Genomic DNA, 14,543 nt, shown 5'->3' on the forward strand with positions numbered 1-14,543 from the left:
AAGGCGCGCGCCTTTTCCGCTGGCAGCCGTGCTGTGCGGCACGGCTGCATCTGTTACGCTCAGGCGATCATCACCTCATTATTGATTAACAGCGTCGCGCTGTGGTCGGGACTCTCAAACACCTGCCACACTTTGCCACCGCTCTGCTGCGTCCCCTGCTGCTGCCACTGCTGATAAAATTGCGTGCTATCGCTGAGCTGCGCCACGTCGCCGGCATCGCCATCAATCAGCCAGCTGCGCGTGCGCTCTGGCAGCAGCACATCCTGGTGCGCCTGCTGCAACAGCTGCTGCGCATCCAGCTGCAGCAGATTGTCTCCTGAGCCGGTGAGATCGATATGCTGCAGGCCGCTGATATGCTGCGTCAGCTGCTGATAATCAAGCTGCTGATGTTCTCCTTCCAGCACCAGCGCAGAGAAGCCCTGCAGCAGTGGTCCGCTGTGCGCCGCCAGCCACTGCTGCACATCATTCAGATGCAGCTGCGCGCCCTCCTGTTCCTGCGTTTCCGGCAGCGTATGGTGCTGTACCAGGCTCTCGTCTTTGCCCCAGCGCACAGTATCAATAATCCAGCCCACATCGCGCTTCACCAGCACGTTCCAGCACAGCACTTTTTTATAGGTATCCGGATCTTCACCTGAATGGACGTCAATATAGCCAATCTGCTGGCCCGCCGGAGCCTGCCAGCTAAAGGTGTTCAGGCCCTGCTCAGACCGGCTGGCGCCGCCGGGCTGCAGGTATTCGCGCCCCAGCAGCTCACCGCTGGGGGAGAAAATATCTACGTAGGTATCGCAATTGTGGAGATAGCCATAATTGAACTCCACGTAATTGGTGGCACCAAAATCAAACTGCACGACCGAATGATCCAGCATCTCAATCGCTTTGCTTTCATAGCCATCCGGCCGGTTCATGATGCCGGTATAGAAACAGTTGTTGCTGGTGCCATGTTTCAGTTCGGTGACTTTCAACCCGCCGTACTGATACACCCGGCCGGTTTGCCAGCTGGTATTGGCGCGACAGTTCCAGTTCTCTTCGCCAGAACTGTGCTTCACGCCAGAGTCATAGTTAATCGCCCAGTTGGGCGCATAGTTGCTGATGTTACCCGCCAGATCGACTGCTTTTACCGTAAAGTTGTTGCTACCCGGCTGCATGTCGCGGTCCGGGGTAATCTGCCAGCGGCCATCGGCCCCCACCGTCGCGCTGCCGGCTGCCACGCCGTTCTGGTACAGCGTCACCTGACTGTAAGGCTCGGCCTGTCCGGAAAAATCGAGCCGCTTATCGTCAGTGGTCTGGCCCGGCAGCACCGGCTGGATGGTGCCGACGTCATCGATAGCCTGCAGGATGGCGGGCGTGTTGATACGGGTGTCGATAGTCAGCGTCCAGCTGTCGCTCCATTGACTGACGTTGCCGGCTTTATCGCTGCTGCGGCTGCGAAAACGCCAGTCGCCGTCCGGCAGCAGATCCTGCGGCGGCGTCCAGTGCCAATGGCCGCTGCTGTCGACGGTGGCCGTACCGCCGACAATCCACTTACCGCCTGGTGCGGCATACTGAATGCGCACCACGCTGCCGGGCTCGGCTTCGCCGTGCAGTTCCGGCCGGACATCATCGGTGGGTTGGCCGCGGCCAAACTGGCCCTGATACAGCCCGCGATTGTCGTCGTAATAGCTAAACGTTGGCGTTTCCGGGGTAAGCGTATCGAGATGAAAGGTCCACTTCGGCGACGGCTGACTGCGGTTGTCGGCGCGGTCCTCGGCCTGCGCCGTCAGGTTATAGGTTCCGTCCTGCGGCAGATCGAGCTGCGCCTGCCAGTTACCCTGCGCATCGGCACGCACAGAGGCGAGAAGTTGGTTGCCATTATAGAGATAAACCAGCGCGTTGGCTTCCGCCTGCCCGCGTACCACCGGCTGATCATCATTGGTATAGCCGTTACGGCGGATGCTGTTACCGTCCTCCACGCCGCCGGCAACGTGATCCTCTATCGCTTCGATGATCGGTCTGGCGGGCGGATGAGTATCGATATTGTAATCCACGCGCGTAGGTGCGCTGTGATTGCCGGCGGCATCCACGGCGGTGAAGGTTAGCTGGTATTCACCATCGGCCATCGGCTGCGGCGGCATCCACTCGAAGTGGCCATTGATCACCGGCACGCGTAGCGGATTGCCACCGTTAACCGTCACGATGACTTCAACGGCGTCCGGCGTTTGTACCGTTCCCTGCCAGCGTTTTTGCGGATCGTTGTACCAGCCGCGTTCGGCAACGATAACCACAGGGGGTGATAAAACCGGATGTGAACTGGAAGCAGAGGTGTCAGAAAATAACATAAAATTTCCTTAAAAATTAATAAGTTCAATAGGCTGAATGCCCGTTGATATAGTTATTAATGCGGAAATTTTGCCGTTATCAGATTCGTCCCGAATCTAAGACAATCCGTTAAATCACGGCTTAAAAGCTGCGGGGATAAAAAAGGCGCCACTGTTCAGAAGAACAATGACGCCGTGATGTTCCGTGCATTCAGCGGCAACGCGGCTGGCTTAGCCCTTTACGTTCTGCATCAGCGTCTTGCGCTGGCTCTCCAGTGCAGTCACCCGGTTACACACTTCATGCCCGAAGTTCTGGAAATCCTGCTCCTGATTGTTCCATTCAGTCTGAATCGACTGCTGTAGCCCGCCGAGGTTGCCCATCAGCGCCTGCAGCGGATTGCTGCCGCTGGCGGCCTGTTTGGTGCCCATCTCGTTCAGGCTATCCTGCAACACCCCGCCCAGCGTGCTCTGCACCAGCTTCTCGCCGTCGGCGCGCACCTGCTCAATGGCCTGATGGTGGAAAGTCAGGCCATCCGGGCGGTGCTCGATGATGCGGTTCATCTGCTGCTTCAGCTGACCGTTCAGCGTGGTCAGGCGATTGCGCACATTGCTGTCCGCCCCGAGTTTTTCGACGATCACTTTATCCAGCGCCACGCGGCCCCGCTCCAGACGGGTGGTTGCGCCGCTGTCGACCCACGGCAGATCGCGACGCAGCGCGTTCTGGTAGTCAATCGCCTGCTGGCGCGTGGCGTTATCGACGCTCACCGCCTTGCCGTTGAACTGCACATCGCCCTGCGGCGTGATTTCAAGGTTGCCGTTGCTGCCCACCACCTGCACGCTCTGGGGTTTGATGATCACATCATCCTTTGGATTGACGCTGCACTGATAGTCAGCATGCGCCTGAGCTGCCGCCAGCAGCAGCGCGGCGAGAAGAGCCTTACGAACCATGAAATCTCCTGCAGATGTGAATAGTCTGATAAGCGGTGGCATTGTGCTGCGTCTGGCGATGCGCAATAAATTGCGCCGCTACGAAAGGTGCATTGGACAAGCGAATCAACCAACACGCACTGAATGTGTAGCGGCGCGATTCATCGCGCGAAGTTATCGCCAGTGGTGATACTTAGTCCCACCAAACGTCGAAGAGTTCAGTGACCTGAATATCGGCGAGATTTTTCTTTTCCAGCCAGTTACGCACCAGCTCGCGGTGCGCGTCGGTGCATTTGCCGGTCTGCTGCAGACACACCAGCCCTTCCCACACCAGATAGCCGCTGCCGTCATAGGCCAGACCATTCGGATCGATCACCTCATTGATGAACTGATCGAGCGTGGCATCCACCTCTTCCTCGCTGGTGCCTTCGGCAAAACGCCAGGCAACAGAGAAGCCCAGCTCCTGAAACTCATCAACATGCAACTTTTTACGTAAACGGCGGCTACGTTTTACAGCCATTATTTCACCCTCTCAAACATCAGATCCCATACGCCATGGCCCAGTCGCTGCCCGCGCTGCTCAAATTTGGTTAACGGACGCGTTTCCGGACGCGGCACGTAATTCTGGCTCTCCGACTGATTGCTATAGCCATCGATGCTGCTCATCACTTCCAGCATGTGCGTGGCGTACTCTTCCCAGTCGGTCGCCATGTGGAACACGCCGCCCAGCTTCAGCTTGCGCAGCACCAGCTCGGCAAACGGTACCTGGACGATGCGGCGCTTGTTGTGGCGCGCCTTATGCCATGGATCCGGGAAAAACAGCTGCACCATGCGCAGCGAATTGTCCGGCACCATGTTTTCCAGCACTTCCACCGCGTCGTGACACATCACGCGCAGATTCTGCACGCCAGCCTCTTTGGCCGAGGCCAGACAGGCACCGACGCCTGGCGCATGCACTTCAATGCCGAGGAAGTTCTGATGCGGATTGTTCTGCGCCATGGTCACCAGCGAGGCACCCATGCCAAAACCAATCTCCAGCACCAGCGGCGCTTCGCGACCAAACAGCGCGACCATGTCCAGCGGCTGCGGCTGATACTCGACGCCCATCTCCGGCCAGTAATTGTCGAGCGCGAGCTGCTGTCCTTTCGTTAAGCGCCCCTGGCGGCGCACAAAACTGCGGATACGGCGTAAAGGCCGCCCGTTCTCATCAAATTCCGGGGTGATGACGTCATTAATCATGTTGAAACCTGCTGGTTAGCCTGTTCAGGGAAACGGGCATTATGCAAAGTTAAGTAACAGAAGCAAGCCTTTGCAATCTTCCGGTTTACACCCTGATGTCTCTGTGCTGGAATTCCTGCCTGATTGTAGAGTAAACACGGAAAATTTCCTTCTTATGATGCAGGCGCCGCAGTTCGCGCAACAGGTGCTGGAGTGGTACCAACGCTTTGGCCGTAAAACTCTGCCGTGGCAGCTGGAGAAAACGCCCTACAAGGTGTGGCTCTCCGAAGTGATGCTGCAGCAGACGCAGGTTGCCACCGTTATTCCCTATTTCGAACGCTTTATGGCGCGCTTCCCCACGGTTGCCGACCTGGCCGCCGCGCCGCTTGATGAAGTGCTGCATCTGTGGACCGGCCTCGGCTATTACGCACGGGCGCGTAACCTGCACAAGGCGGCTAAACAGGTGGTTGAGCTGTACGGCGGCGTATTCCCGCCTCATTTCGATGACGTCGCGGCGCTGCCGGGCGTCGGCCGCTCCACGGCGGGCGCGATCCTGTCGCTGTCGCTTGGCCTGCATTTCCCGATCCTCGACGGCAACGTAAAACGCGTGCTGGCGCGCTGCTATGCAGTGAGCGGCTGGCCGGGCAAAAAAGAGGTGGAGAAGCGACTGTGGCAGATCAGTGAAGACGTCACGCCAGCGGATGGCGTCAGCCAGTTTAATCAGGCGATGATGGATCTCGGCGCGTTAGTGTGTACTCGCTCCCGCCCGAAATGCGAAATCTGCCCGCTGAATAGCGGCTGCGCGGCCTATGCACAAGGCAACTGGGCTGATTATCCCGGTAAGAAACCGAAAGTCACGCTACCAGAGCGCAGCGGCTGGTTCCTGATGCTGCAACACGGCGATGAGGTGTTTCTGGAGCAGCGTCCGCCAGTGGGTTTGTGGGGCGGCCTGTTCTGCTTCCCGCAGTTCACCAGTGAGCAAGCGCTGACTGACTGGCTGGCGGCGCGCGGCATCCACGCGAAACCGCAGCAGCTTACCGCGTTCCGCCACACCTTCAGCCATTTCCACTTAGATATTGTGCCTATGTGGCTGGCGTGGCCTTCCTCCGGGTCGCTGATGGATGAAGCCGGCGGTCTCTGGTATAACTTAGCGCAACCACCGTCAGTGGGGCTGGCCGCGCCGGTAGAGCGCCTGCTGCATGAGCTGCGCCATCCCCGGCAGCTTCAACTGCGAACCAGTTTGACCGAAGAGGAAGAGTAATGAGCCGCACCATTTTTTGTTCTTATCTGCAACGCGAAGCTGAAGGCCAGGACTTTCAGCTCTATCCTGGCGAACTGGGTAAGCGCATCTACAATGAGATTTCCAAAGAAGCCTGGCAGCAGTGGATGTCCAAGCAGACCATGTTGATCAACGAGAAGAAGCTCAACATGATGAACCCGGAAGATCGCAAAGTGCTGGAGAAGGAGATGGTGAATTTCCTGTTCGAAGGCAAAGATGTGCACATTGAAGGTTACACCCCGCCAGAAAAATAAACGTTCAGGGCCTCCCTTTGAGGCCCTCTTTTTCGAGTCAGGCACGCATTCACAATGAATAAAAAACTGATAGCACTGCTGGTCATCGCACCCCTGTTAGTCTCCTGCTCCGGACAAAAAAAATCGCAGTACCATGAAGAGTGGGTTAAGGACACCAACGGTTTTGACATTCTGATGGGGCAATTTGCCGCCAACATCGAGAATATCTGGGGAATCAATGAGGTTCTGATCGCCGGACCCAAGGACTACGTCAAATACAGCGATAACTATTACACCCGCAGTCACATCAACTTCGACAGCGGTAGCATCACCATTGAGACCATTTCCGGCACCGATCCGATGGCCAGCCTGCGTCAGGCCATCATCACCACGCTGTTGATTGGTGACGATCCGGGCAACGTCGATCTCTACTCCGACGCCAACGATATTCAGATCAGTAAAGAGCCACTGCTGTACGGCCAGGTGCTGGATAACACCGGTCAGCCGATCCGCTGGCAGGGACGCGCCGGTAACTTTGCTGATTACCTGATTCAGAACAAACTGCAGAAACGCACCTCCGGGCTGCACGTTATCTGGTCGGTGACCATTCCGATGGTGCCTAACCACCTCGACAAACGTGCGCATAAATATCTGCCGCTGGTGCGCAAAGCCGCCGAACAGTATGGCGTTGATGCCTCGCTGATTCTGGCGATCATGCAGACCGAATCGAGCTTCAACCCTTATGCGGTAAGCAACGCCGATGCGCTGGGTCTGATGCAGGTGGTGCAGCATACTGCCGGGGTCGATGTGTTCCGCATGAAGGGCAAATGGGGTAAACCGAGCCGCAGCTATCTGCTCGATCCGGCCAATAATATTGATGCCGGTACCGCTTATCTGTCGCTGCTGCAGAAGAGCTATCTCGGCGGGATTCAGGATCCGCTATCACGCCGTTACGCAGTGATCACCGCTTATAACGGCGGGGCGGGCAGCGTGCTGCGCGTGTTCTCCAGCGATAAAGACCGCGCCTTCGCCACCATCAACGGCATGTCACCGAGCCAGGTGTATCAGACGCTGACCACCAATCATCCGTCGGCCGAGTCGCGCCGCTATCTGTACAAAGTGAGCCAGGCACAGCGCAGCTACCACCGTTATTGATTCGCGCTCATCGCCACCTTCTCCCGCCTGCGGGAGAAGGTGGCGTGCGATGGGGGAACAGCCCCCTCCTACAACATCATATTCGCCACTAACCGCTTGTGCCCGCTGTCATCCTCCTCGGTGTAAACCCCCTGCAACTCCGGTGAAAAGCCCGGCAGCAGATTGATACCCGCTTCCAGCGCGAGGAAATAGCGCTGCACTGCCCCGCCCCAGGTTTCGCCTGGCACCACGCACAGCACACCCGGCGGATACGGCAGCGCCCCCTCGGCGGCAATGCGCCCTTCGGCGCTGGCGATCGGCACCAGCTCAACGTCACCGCGAATATACGCCTGATGCGCATCCTGCGGATTGACCTCGACTTTCGGGAAACACGCCTGACGGAACATGTCGCGCTGCAGATCCTTAACGTCGTAGCTGACGTACAAATCGTGCATCTCCTGGCACAGGCGACGCAGCGTGTAGCCCTGATAGCGCTCGACGTGCCTGCGATACACGCTCGGCAGCACTTCGGCCAGCAGCGCATCCTCACGCACGTGCTGTTCAAATTGCTCCAGCATCGCCACCAGATGCGCCATTTTTTCCGGCGTTTCCGCTGGGGTCAGCAGGAACAGGATTGAGTTGAGATCGCACTTCTCCGGCACGATACCGTTCTCGCGCAGATAGTTGGCGAGGATGGTAGCCGGAATGCCAAAGCGGGTGTATTCGCCGCTGGTGGCATCGATGCCTGGCGTGGTGAGCAGCAGTTTGCACGGGTCCACCAGATACTGTCCGGCATCGTAACCGGCAAAACCGTGCCACTTCGCGCCCGGTTCGAAGCTGAAATACGCCGGATCGGCGGCGATGGTGGCGGTTTCTGCCGCCTGCCATGGCTTGCCGTGCACCTGCTCCGGCAGGAAGGGCTGAATCAGGCTGCAGCGCTCGAGGATCGCTTTGCGTGCCTCAATGCCCAGCGTGACGCAGTCGTGCCACATGCTGCGCCCCGCTTCGCCCTGATGCATTCTGGCGTTGATATCCAGCGCAGCGAACAGCGGATAGAACGGGCTGGTTGAGGCGTGCAGCATAAACGCGTTGTTCAGCCGCTTGTGTGGGCAGAAGCGTTTCTGGCCGCGAATATGGTTATCTTTCTTGTGAATCTGCGAAGTCTGCGAGAAGCCCGCCAGCTGCTTATGCACCGACTGGGTGACAAAGATCCCCGGATCGTTCTCGTTAAGCTCCAGCGTCAGCGGCGAGCAGCCGGCCATCAGCGGAATAAACTGCTCATAACCCAGCCATGCCGAATCAAACAGGATGTAGTCACACAGATGCCCGATGCGATCCACCACCTGGCGCGCGTTGTATACCGTGCCATCGTAGGTACCAAGCTGGATGATCGCCAGCCGGAACGGGCGCGGCTGATCCGCGCGCTGTGGCGTGACCTGGCGCACCTGCTCGCGCAGATACGTCTCGTCGAAACAGTGCGCATCGATGCCGCCAATAAAGCCAAACGGGTTACGCGCCGCTTCCAGATAAACCGGCGTGGCGCCCGCCTGAATCAGCGCACCGTGGTGGTTAGATTTATGGTTATTGCGGTCAAACAGCACCAGATCGCCGCGCGTCAGCAGCGCATTGGTCACCACTTTGTTGGCGCTGGAGGTGCCGTTCAGCACGAAGTAGGTTTTATCGGCGTTGAACACGCGCGCGGCATATTTCTGAGCATCCTTGGCCGAGCCTTCGTGGATCAGTAAATCGCCCAGCTTGACGTCCGCGTTACACATATCGGAGCGAAAGACGTTCTCGCCGTAGAACTCATAAAACTGACGTCCGGCCGGATGGCGGCGGAAAAACGCCCCGCCCTGATGGCCCGGACAGGCAAAGGTGCTGTTCTGCATATCGACATAGCGCGTCAGGGTGTCGAAAAACGGCGGCAGCAGTTCCGCCTCGTACGCCTGCGCCGCCTGCTCCAGCGCCTGCCACTCTTCCGCTGCGCCGTTGATCTCTCCGGTCACGCCCGGCAGCGTCAGCACCGCGTCATCAAAGGCGTTCGCGACAAACACCGGCAGATTGAAGCCAGTCTGGCGCAGCAGCGTCAGCACGCCGCTGCGTGTATCGGCCAGCGAGACCACTACCGCGGCCACGTCGGTGAAATCGGTATTATCCAGCGTCACCACGTCGCGCGCGGTGTTGAGACTCAGGCTTGGCGCTACCGCTACGCTGGCAGCAATTTTCAATGGGTTCATAACACAAATCCCCGTAATGAAGGATGAGTGGGTGCCAGTGGCACAGCAATGAGGAAATTTCCCCGGCGAATAACGTCCGGCGGCCGCAACCGATAGACATCAGTAAAGCCAGATCGCGTCTGTCTTTACTCATATCCAACAGCGAACGGGGCGTAGCCTCACCGCATGGTGAGCGGGAAATGCGAACAACAGATGACAGAGGCGCGCTTGTCATGAAGCGCACGGCGACAAGTGCAGATGTGCATTGTACCGGACATGGCGGCGTCCTCAGCGATGAAGATGGGGAAGAAATTCGGGCGACATGATGGCATCTTTTTTTACCGGGAACAACCAATCAGGGCGGAATTTTGATGCAGAACACCAACGCGCTACTTCATTGATTTACATGAATAATAGTTAAAGCATCTATTTTTAACTGCCTGAATAGTCGAAGGTTATGCAAAGTTATGCAGAATGTAACGCAGGTGCGATAGCGACCGCCTGCCGCGCCCATCCGCCTGGCGCTCCCTGCGGCAGAAGCGTACTATGGAGCGCACTTCTCCCAACCAGCCGGAGGCTGCATGTTCAAGGCACTGGTCATTGAAAATGATGAACAGGGATACCGCACATCCCTGCAGGATCTGTCAGAGCAACAATTGCCTGATCAGGATGTTACCCTCGAAGTAAGCTACTCCACCCTCAACTACAAAGACGCGCTGGCCATCTGTAATAAAGGGCCGATTGTGCGCCAGTTTCCTATGGTGCCAGGCATCGATTTTGTTGGCCGGGTGATCCACAGCCGTCATCCGGAGTGGCAGCAGGACGATGTTGCGCTGCTCACCGGCTGGGGCGTGGGTGAAAAACACTGGGGCGGGCTGGCGCAGAAAGCCAGCGTCTCCGGCGACTGGCTGGTCAAGGTCCCGGCGGCGCTCAGCCCGCTGCAAACCATGGCGATTGGCACCGCCGGCTTTACCGCGATGCTGTGCGTGCTGGCGCTGGAAAAACAGGGCATCACACCGCAGCACGGTCCGGTGCTGGTTACCGGTGCCAGCGGCGGCGTGGGCAGCTTCAGCGTGAGCCTGCTGGCACGTCTCGGCTATGAGGTCGTGGCATCCAGCGGCCGCGCCAGCGACAGCGCCTACCTGCTCGATACGCTCGGCGCCTCCGCGATTATCGACCGTAACGAACTGAGCGCGCCCGGCAAACCGCTGGCGAAAGAGCGCTGGGCCGCCGCGATCGATAGCGTCGGCAGCCACACGCTGGCCAATGTGTTAGCCGGGATCCAGCGCGACGGCGTGGTCGCCGCCTGCGGCATGGCGCAGGGCCTCGATCTGCCCACCAGCGTCGCGCCGTTTATTCTGCGCGGCGTTACGCTGGCCGGCGTGGACAGCGTGATGTGCGCCAAACCGCTGCGTCAGCAGGCGTGGCAGCGTCTGGCGGAGCTGGTTGACGGCGCGCTGCTGGAGCAGATGACCAAAGTGATTCCACTGAGTGAGGCGCGCGCAGGCGCAGAACAGCTGCTGGCGGGCCAGGTGCGTGGTCGGCTGATTGTCGATTGCCGCCAGGCGCCCTGACCCGGTGCAGGGTGCCGTTATGGCCGCAGCTGTATCTGCGGCCGATCCTGCGCTGGCGGCGTAACCACCTGCAGGTCGGCCTGATACCAGCGTGTCAGGATCGGTTCGGTCATCACCGCGTGCGGCGCGCCCTGCGCCACCAGCTGGCCGTGGTGTAATAACAACACCCGATCCGACCACAGTGAGGCCAGATTCAAATCGTGCAGCACCGCGCAGACGCTAAAATGGCCATTGCGCGTCAGCCGGTGCAGCAGGCGCAGAGTAGACTGCTGCCAGTAGAGATCGAGCGCGGAGGTGGGTTCATCCAGCAGCAGCCAGCCGCGCGGGCCGTCGTCATGCCACAGCTGCGCCAGCACCCGGGCCAGCTGCACGCGCTGCTGCTCCCCGCCCGACAGCGACCGATAGTCGCGCTGCGCCAGCGGCGCGCTGCCGGTTAACTGCATCACCTCCTGCACCACCGCCTGGCAGTTACCGGTCGGCCAGGGTGCGCGCCCCATCGCCACCACGTCGGCAGCCGGCAGCGGAAAGGTGACGCTGTTTTGCTGGCGCATCACCGCGCGGCGCTGCGCCAGCGGTTCGCGCGGCCAGGCCGCCAGTGGACGATCGCCCAGCCAGCATTCGCCGGCGTCCGCGTGCAGAAAGCCGGTCAGCAGCCGCAGCAGCGTCGACTTACCGGCACCGTTAGGGCCGATCAGGGCAACCATTTCGCCCGGCGGCAGCGTCAGGGAAACATCATCGATTAAGGTACGCGTTCCCCGGCAAAACCGCAGTCCGCGCGCCTGCAACTGCTCACTCATTCAGCCCCCTTTGCTGGCGCAGAATCTGCCACAGGAACCACGGCCCGCCCAGCAGACTGGTTAGCAGCCCGACCGGCATTTCGGCCGGAATCACCACGGTGCGCGCCAGCGTATCCGCCAGCAACAGCAGAATCGCTCCCGCCAGCGCCGCGCCCGGCAGCAGCCAGCGGTGGTCACTGCCGAGACAAAAACGCATCACGTGCGGCACCACCAGCCCGACAAAACCGATAATGCCGCTGACCGCCACCGCCGTGCCCACCAGCAGCGCACTCAGCACCAGCAGCTGGCGCTGCGTGCGTTTAACATCGACGCCCATATAGTGCGCGTCCTCTTCGCCCAGCTGCAGCAGATTGAGGCGACGCGCGCGCGTCTGCACCAGCAGCAGCGCCGGGACGATCAGCAGCGCACACACCAGCAGGCTCGGCCACTGGGCACCCGTCAGGCTGCCCATGCCCCACAGCGACAGCTGACGCAGCTGCTGGTCGTTGCTCAGCCACGACAGCACGCCAACCGCCGCGCCGCATAGCGCATTAATCGCAATGCCCACCAGCAGCAGGCGCGCCAGCTGGCCCTGCGCCAGCCGGCTAAAGCTGAAGATCAGCAGCGTCACTACCAGGCTGCCGGCAAACGCTGCCAGCGAGGGCAGCCACAGCGCCAGCAGCGGCGGCAGGCTGAGCGGCAACACCACTGAGAGCGCCACCGCCAGCCCGGCACCGCTGCTGATACCCAGCAGTCCGGGATCGGCCAGCGGATTACGAAACAGCCCCTGCATCACCGCACCGGACACCGCCAGCGCCATGCCAGTCAGCACCGCCAGCAATACGCGCGGCAGGCGAATTGTGAGCCAGATTTGCCAGGCCAGATCGCTGAGCGGCGCCTGCCACAGCGTGCGCAGCGACAGCGGCATCGCGCCGAGGTTGGCCGCCAGCAGCATGCACACCAGCATGCTGATACTCATTAACATCAGCCAGCGCATCATCAGGCGGTTAATCATGCTGCACGGCTTCCGCCGCATGGCGCAGGCGCAAAATCGCGTCCGGCGTATCGAGGCCGAAACTCAGCAGCGCCATCTCATCAATCACCAGCAGCGCGTGATGCTGGCCGGCCGGCGTCAGCTGCAGGCCCGGCAGCGCCCACATCGCCTGCTCGCCTCCCAGCGTGCGCAGCCCCTCTTCGCCGACCACCACCAAATCCGGTGCCGCCGCCACGACGCCCTCCTGCGACAGCTGCTGATAATGCGGCACCGCGCCCATGGCATTAATCAGGCCGGCAGCGCGAATTGCGCCGTCAGCGCCGGTCTGCGCACCAGCCGCCTGGGTGCGTAAACCGCCGTGCGCCATGATAAACAGCACTTTCACCGACAGCGGCTGCTGCGGTAGCTGCGCACGCTGTTTGTTGACCTTGTCGATCAACGCGCGGGCCGCCTGTTCACGCTGCAGCGCTTTGCCAATAGTGGCGATTTTGTCCGTGATGGCGTCGAGGCGGTTATCCCCACTGACCTCCACCACCGTTACCCCGGCGTCCGCCACCTGCTGCAACACCAGCGATGGTTTAGCCAGCGCGCTGGCCAGTACCAGCGTCGGTTTCAGCGCCAGAATGCCTTCCGCGTTGAGCTGGCGCATGTAGCCGACATCCGGCAGCCTGGTGGCCGCCGCCGGATGCTGGCTGGTGCTGTCGCGCGCCACCAGCTGCGCCTGCGCATCCAGCGCGTAGACGATCTGCGTTACATCGCCCCCGATAGTAATGATGCGCTGCGCCGCCCACGCCGGCAGCGTCAGCAGAGCAAGCAGTGTCAGGATCAGCGCTTTCATGCGGCGGCTCCTGTCGGCGTCAGCGCCATCACCTGCTCGCGCCAGCGTGCCTGTTCCGGCGTGCCCTCGCTGCGCTGGCCGTACAGCTGGGCAATCTGCGTGCCATCGGCAGCAAACAGCTCCAGACTGGTGACGAAGCCATCGCCGCCCGGCTTGCGCGTCACCCAGCTCTCGTGAATGCGATTCGCCATCAGATGCAGCGTGAACGTGGGGTTAAAAACGTTAATCCAGTTATCCAGCGGCACCACTTTCCCGATAGTGCCGGTAAAGATCTGGGTACAGCCGCGATTGCCGACGAAAATCATGATTTCATTGCCATCCTGCTGTACCTGGGCCAGCAGCGTTGCCAGCGCGGTGTTGCTCACCTGACGCGCTAAATCATCCGGCACCGCGCGAAACGCCTGCGACCGCGAGAGATGGTGACGCTTCAGCAGGCCAAAGAACTGATGCACATCGGTCATGGCACGCCACTCCGCTTCGACAGTGCCGGCATCCACCCTGTCGCTGAACGGCGTGGCACTGACCGGCTGCGGCTGCAGCTGAGGCGCGTGCGCCAGCCGGAAGCGTTCAATTAACGCCTGCCACGCCGGCATCTCCGTTTGCGCGGTGGTGTAGATTTTCAGCACCACATCAGCGTGACGATCGAAAATCTGTATGCTCTGCCGTTCGCCGTGCGCGGTCTGCTCGTGCAGGAAGAAAGCACTGTGCCACTGCGCGGGAAACAGACGCTGGTCGAGCGCACGCGGATTAAGCACCAGCCCGCCATGTTCGCCGAGATGCAGATTGCTGTAGGTTCCCACCTGTTCGTGCACCGCCCAGGCATTGCGCGTAATACTTTTGGTCTCACCCACTGCCGCCAGCGCCGTCAGCAGCGCCGGAAAATCGGCGCGCAGCGGCTGCGCGTCGTGGCCCACGCGCGCTTCGCACAGCTGTGCTTCCCCTATGCCCATCAGCGCGGCTAAATCACGCGCGTACATTTTTGGCTGCTGGCCTTTCAGCGCCAGATAGTGTTGATAGCGTTGATGCATTGCGCTTGCTCCCGTGAAAATGCCCTGCGCCA

The 14,543-nt window shown here is 60.2% G+C and carries 13 protein-coding genes; 4 read left to right on the plus strand and 9 right to left on the minus strand.

Annotation, left to right across the window (positions count from 1 at the left end; all coding sequences use genetic code 11):
* Positions 1-59: 59 nt before the first annotated feature.
* From F3I21_RS16490 to trmB, 4 genes are all read right to left on the minus strand, one after another.
* Positions 60-2,315, minus strand: coding sequence for an Ig-like domain-containing protein (locus F3I21_RS16490; RefSeq protein ID WP_150059344.1), 2,256 nt, complete (start codon positions 2,313-2,315; stop codon positions 60-62).
* A 210-nt stretch (positions 2,316-2,525) separates the two neighbouring features.
* Positions 2,526-3,242 (minus strand): DUF2884 domain-containing protein, encoded by a 717-nt coding sequence (locus F3I21_RS16495; RefSeq protein ID WP_104188379.1) that lies wholly within the window; start codon positions 3,240-3,242, stop codon positions 2,526-2,528.
* A gap of 172 nt (positions 3,243-3,414) precedes the next feature.
* Positions 3,415-3,741, minus strand: coding sequence for a YggL family protein (locus F3I21_RS16500; protein ID WP_021313105.1), 327 nt, complete (start codon positions 3,739-3,741; stop codon positions 3,415-3,417).
* The gene (gene trmB, locus F3I21_RS16505; RefSeq protein WP_021506621.1) at positions 3,741-4,460 is read right to left on the minus strand and encodes a tRNA (guanosine(46)-N7)-methyltransferase TrmB; all 720 of its coding nucleotides are present in this window, start codon (positions 4,458-4,460) and stop codon (positions 3,741-3,743) included. Before trmB ends, F3I21_RS16500 begins: the two co-directional genes overlap by 1 nt.
* Before the next feature lie 154 nt (positions 4,461-4,614).
* On the opposite strand from trmB, the gene mutY reads away from it, so the two are divergent.
* From mutY to mltC, 3 genes are read left to right on the plus strand one after another with little or no spacing between them, the layout of a single operon-like run.
* Positions 4,615-5,700, plus strand: a complete 1,086-nt coding sequence (gene mutY / locus F3I21_RS16510) for an A/G-specific adenine glycosylase (RefSeq protein WP_150059345.1) — start codon at positions 4,615-4,617, stop codon at positions 5,698-5,700.
* Positions 5,700-5,972: an oxidative damage protection protein gene (locus tag F3I21_RS16515; RefSeq protein WP_059011805.1), complete on the plus strand. Its 273-nt coding sequence runs from the start codon at positions 5,700-5,702 to the stop codon at positions 5,970-5,972. Before mutY ends, F3I21_RS16515 begins: the two co-directional genes overlap by 1 nt.
* Positions 5,973-6,026: 54 nt before the next feature.
* Complete coding sequence (gene mltC, locus F3I21_RS16520; protein WP_021506619.1) at positions 6,027-7,106, plus strand: membrane-bound lytic murein transglycosylase MltC; 1,080 nt, start codon at positions 6,027-6,029, stop codon at positions 7,104-7,106.
* A 68-nt stretch (positions 7,107-7,174) separates the two neighbouring features.
* Here the strand turns inward: mltC and F3I21_RS16525 are convergent, their stop codons facing one another.
* On the minus strand, positions 7,175-9,322 hold the full coding sequence (locus F3I21_RS16525) for an ornithine decarboxylase (RefSeq protein WP_150059346.1): 2,148 nt from the start codon (positions 9,320-9,322) through the stop codon (positions 7,175-7,177).
* 560 nt (positions 9,323-9,882) lie between these two features.
* Here F3I21_RS16525 and F3I21_RS16530 point away from each other — a divergent pair.
* Positions 9,883-10,875, plus strand: coding sequence for an MDR family oxidoreductase (locus F3I21_RS16530; protein ID WP_059011800.1), 993 nt, complete (start codon positions 9,883-9,885; stop codon positions 10,873-10,875).
* Between the two features lie 17 nt (positions 10,876-10,892).
* Here F3I21_RS16530 and F3I21_RS16535 read toward each other — a convergent pair whose 3' ends face one another.
* The 4 genes from F3I21_RS16535 to F3I21_RS16550 are packed head-to-tail and all read right to left on the minus strand — an operon-like array spanning position 10,893 to position 14,511.
* Positions 10,893-11,672 carry a heme ABC transporter ATP-binding protein gene (locus tag F3I21_RS16535; RefSeq protein ID WP_150059347.1) on the minus strand — a complete coding sequence of 260 codons (780 nt, stop codon included), beginning with the start codon at positions 11,670-11,672 and terminating at the stop codon, positions 10,893-10,895.
* Positions 11,665-12,666, minus strand: coding sequence for an iron ABC transporter permease (locus tag F3I21_RS16540; RefSeq protein WP_104093696.1), 1,002 nt, complete (start codon positions 12,664-12,666; stop codon positions 11,665-11,667). The genes F3I21_RS16535 and F3I21_RS16540 overlap by 8 nt, the downstream gene beginning before the upstream one ends.
* Positions 12,659-13,483, minus strand: coding sequence for a hemin ABC transporter substrate-binding protein (locus tag F3I21_RS16545; protein WP_150059348.1), 825 nt, complete (start codon positions 13,481-13,483; stop codon positions 12,659-12,661). Before F3I21_RS16545 ends, F3I21_RS16540 begins: the two co-directional genes overlap by 8 nt.
* Complete coding sequence (locus F3I21_RS16550) at positions 13,480-14,511, minus strand: hemin-degrading factor (protein WP_150059349.1); 1,032 nt, start codon at positions 14,509-14,511, stop codon at positions 13,480-13,482. The genes F3I21_RS16545 and F3I21_RS16550 overlap by 4 nt, the downstream gene beginning before the upstream one ends.
* Between the last annotated feature and the right edge of the window lie 32 nt (positions 14,512-14,543).

Source organism: Pantoea sp. B_9 (assembly GCF_008632015.1).
Lineage (GTDB): Bacteria > Pseudomonadota > Gammaproteobacteria > Enterobacterales > Enterobacteriaceae > Pantoea > Pantoea dispersa.

Excerpts from the sequence above, each read along its gene's own strand:
- F3I21_RS16490 (WP_150059344.1), bottom strand. The coding sequence starts at position 2,315 with ATGTTATTTTCTGACACCTCTGCTTCCAGTTCACATCCGGTTTTATCA.
- F3I21_RS16495 (WP_104188379.1), bottom strand. The coding sequence starts at position 3,242 with ATGGTTCGTAAGGCTCTTCTCGCCGCGCTGCTGCTGGCGGCAGCTCAG.
- F3I21_RS16500 (WP_021313105.1), bottom strand. The coding sequence starts at position 3,741 with ATGGCTGTAAAACGTAGCCGCCGTTTACGTAAAAAGTTGCATGTTGAT.
- trmB (WP_021506621.1), bottom strand. The coding sequence starts at position 4,460 with ATGATTAATGACGTCATCACCCCGGAATTTGATGAGAACGGGCGGCCT.
- mutY (WP_150059345.1), top strand. The coding sequence starts at position 4,615 with ATGATGCAGGCGCCGCAGTTCGCGCAACAGGTGCTGGAGTGGTACCAA.
- F3I21_RS16515 (WP_059011805.1), top strand. The coding sequence starts at position 5,700 with ATGAGCCGCACCATTTTTTGTTCTTATCTGCAACGCGAAGCTGAAGGC.
- mltC (WP_021506619.1), top strand. The coding sequence starts at position 6,027 with ATGAATAAAAAACTGATAGCACTGCTGGTCATCGCACCCCTGTTAGTC.
- F3I21_RS16525 (WP_150059346.1), bottom strand. The coding sequence starts at position 9,322 with ATGAACCCATTGAAAATTGCTGCCAGCGTAGCGGTAGCGCCAAGCCTG.
- F3I21_RS16530 (WP_059011800.1), top strand. The coding sequence starts at position 9,883 with ATGTTCAAGGCACTGGTCATTGAAAATGATGAACAGGGATACCGCACA.
- F3I21_RS16535 (WP_150059347.1), bottom strand. The coding sequence starts at position 11,672 with ATGAGTGAGCAGTTGCAGGCGCGCGGACTGCGGTTTTGCCGGGGAACG.
- F3I21_RS16540 (WP_104093696.1), bottom strand. The coding sequence starts at position 12,666 with ATGATTAACCGCCTGATGATGCGCTGGCTGATGTTAATGAGTATCAGC.
- F3I21_RS16545 (WP_150059348.1), bottom strand. The coding sequence starts at position 13,483 with ATGAAAGCGCTGATCCTGACACTGCTTGCTCTGCTGACGCTGCCGGCG.
- F3I21_RS16550 (WP_150059349.1), bottom strand. The coding sequence starts at position 14,511 with ATGCATCAACGCTATCAACACTATCTGGCGCTGAAAGGCCAGCAGCCA.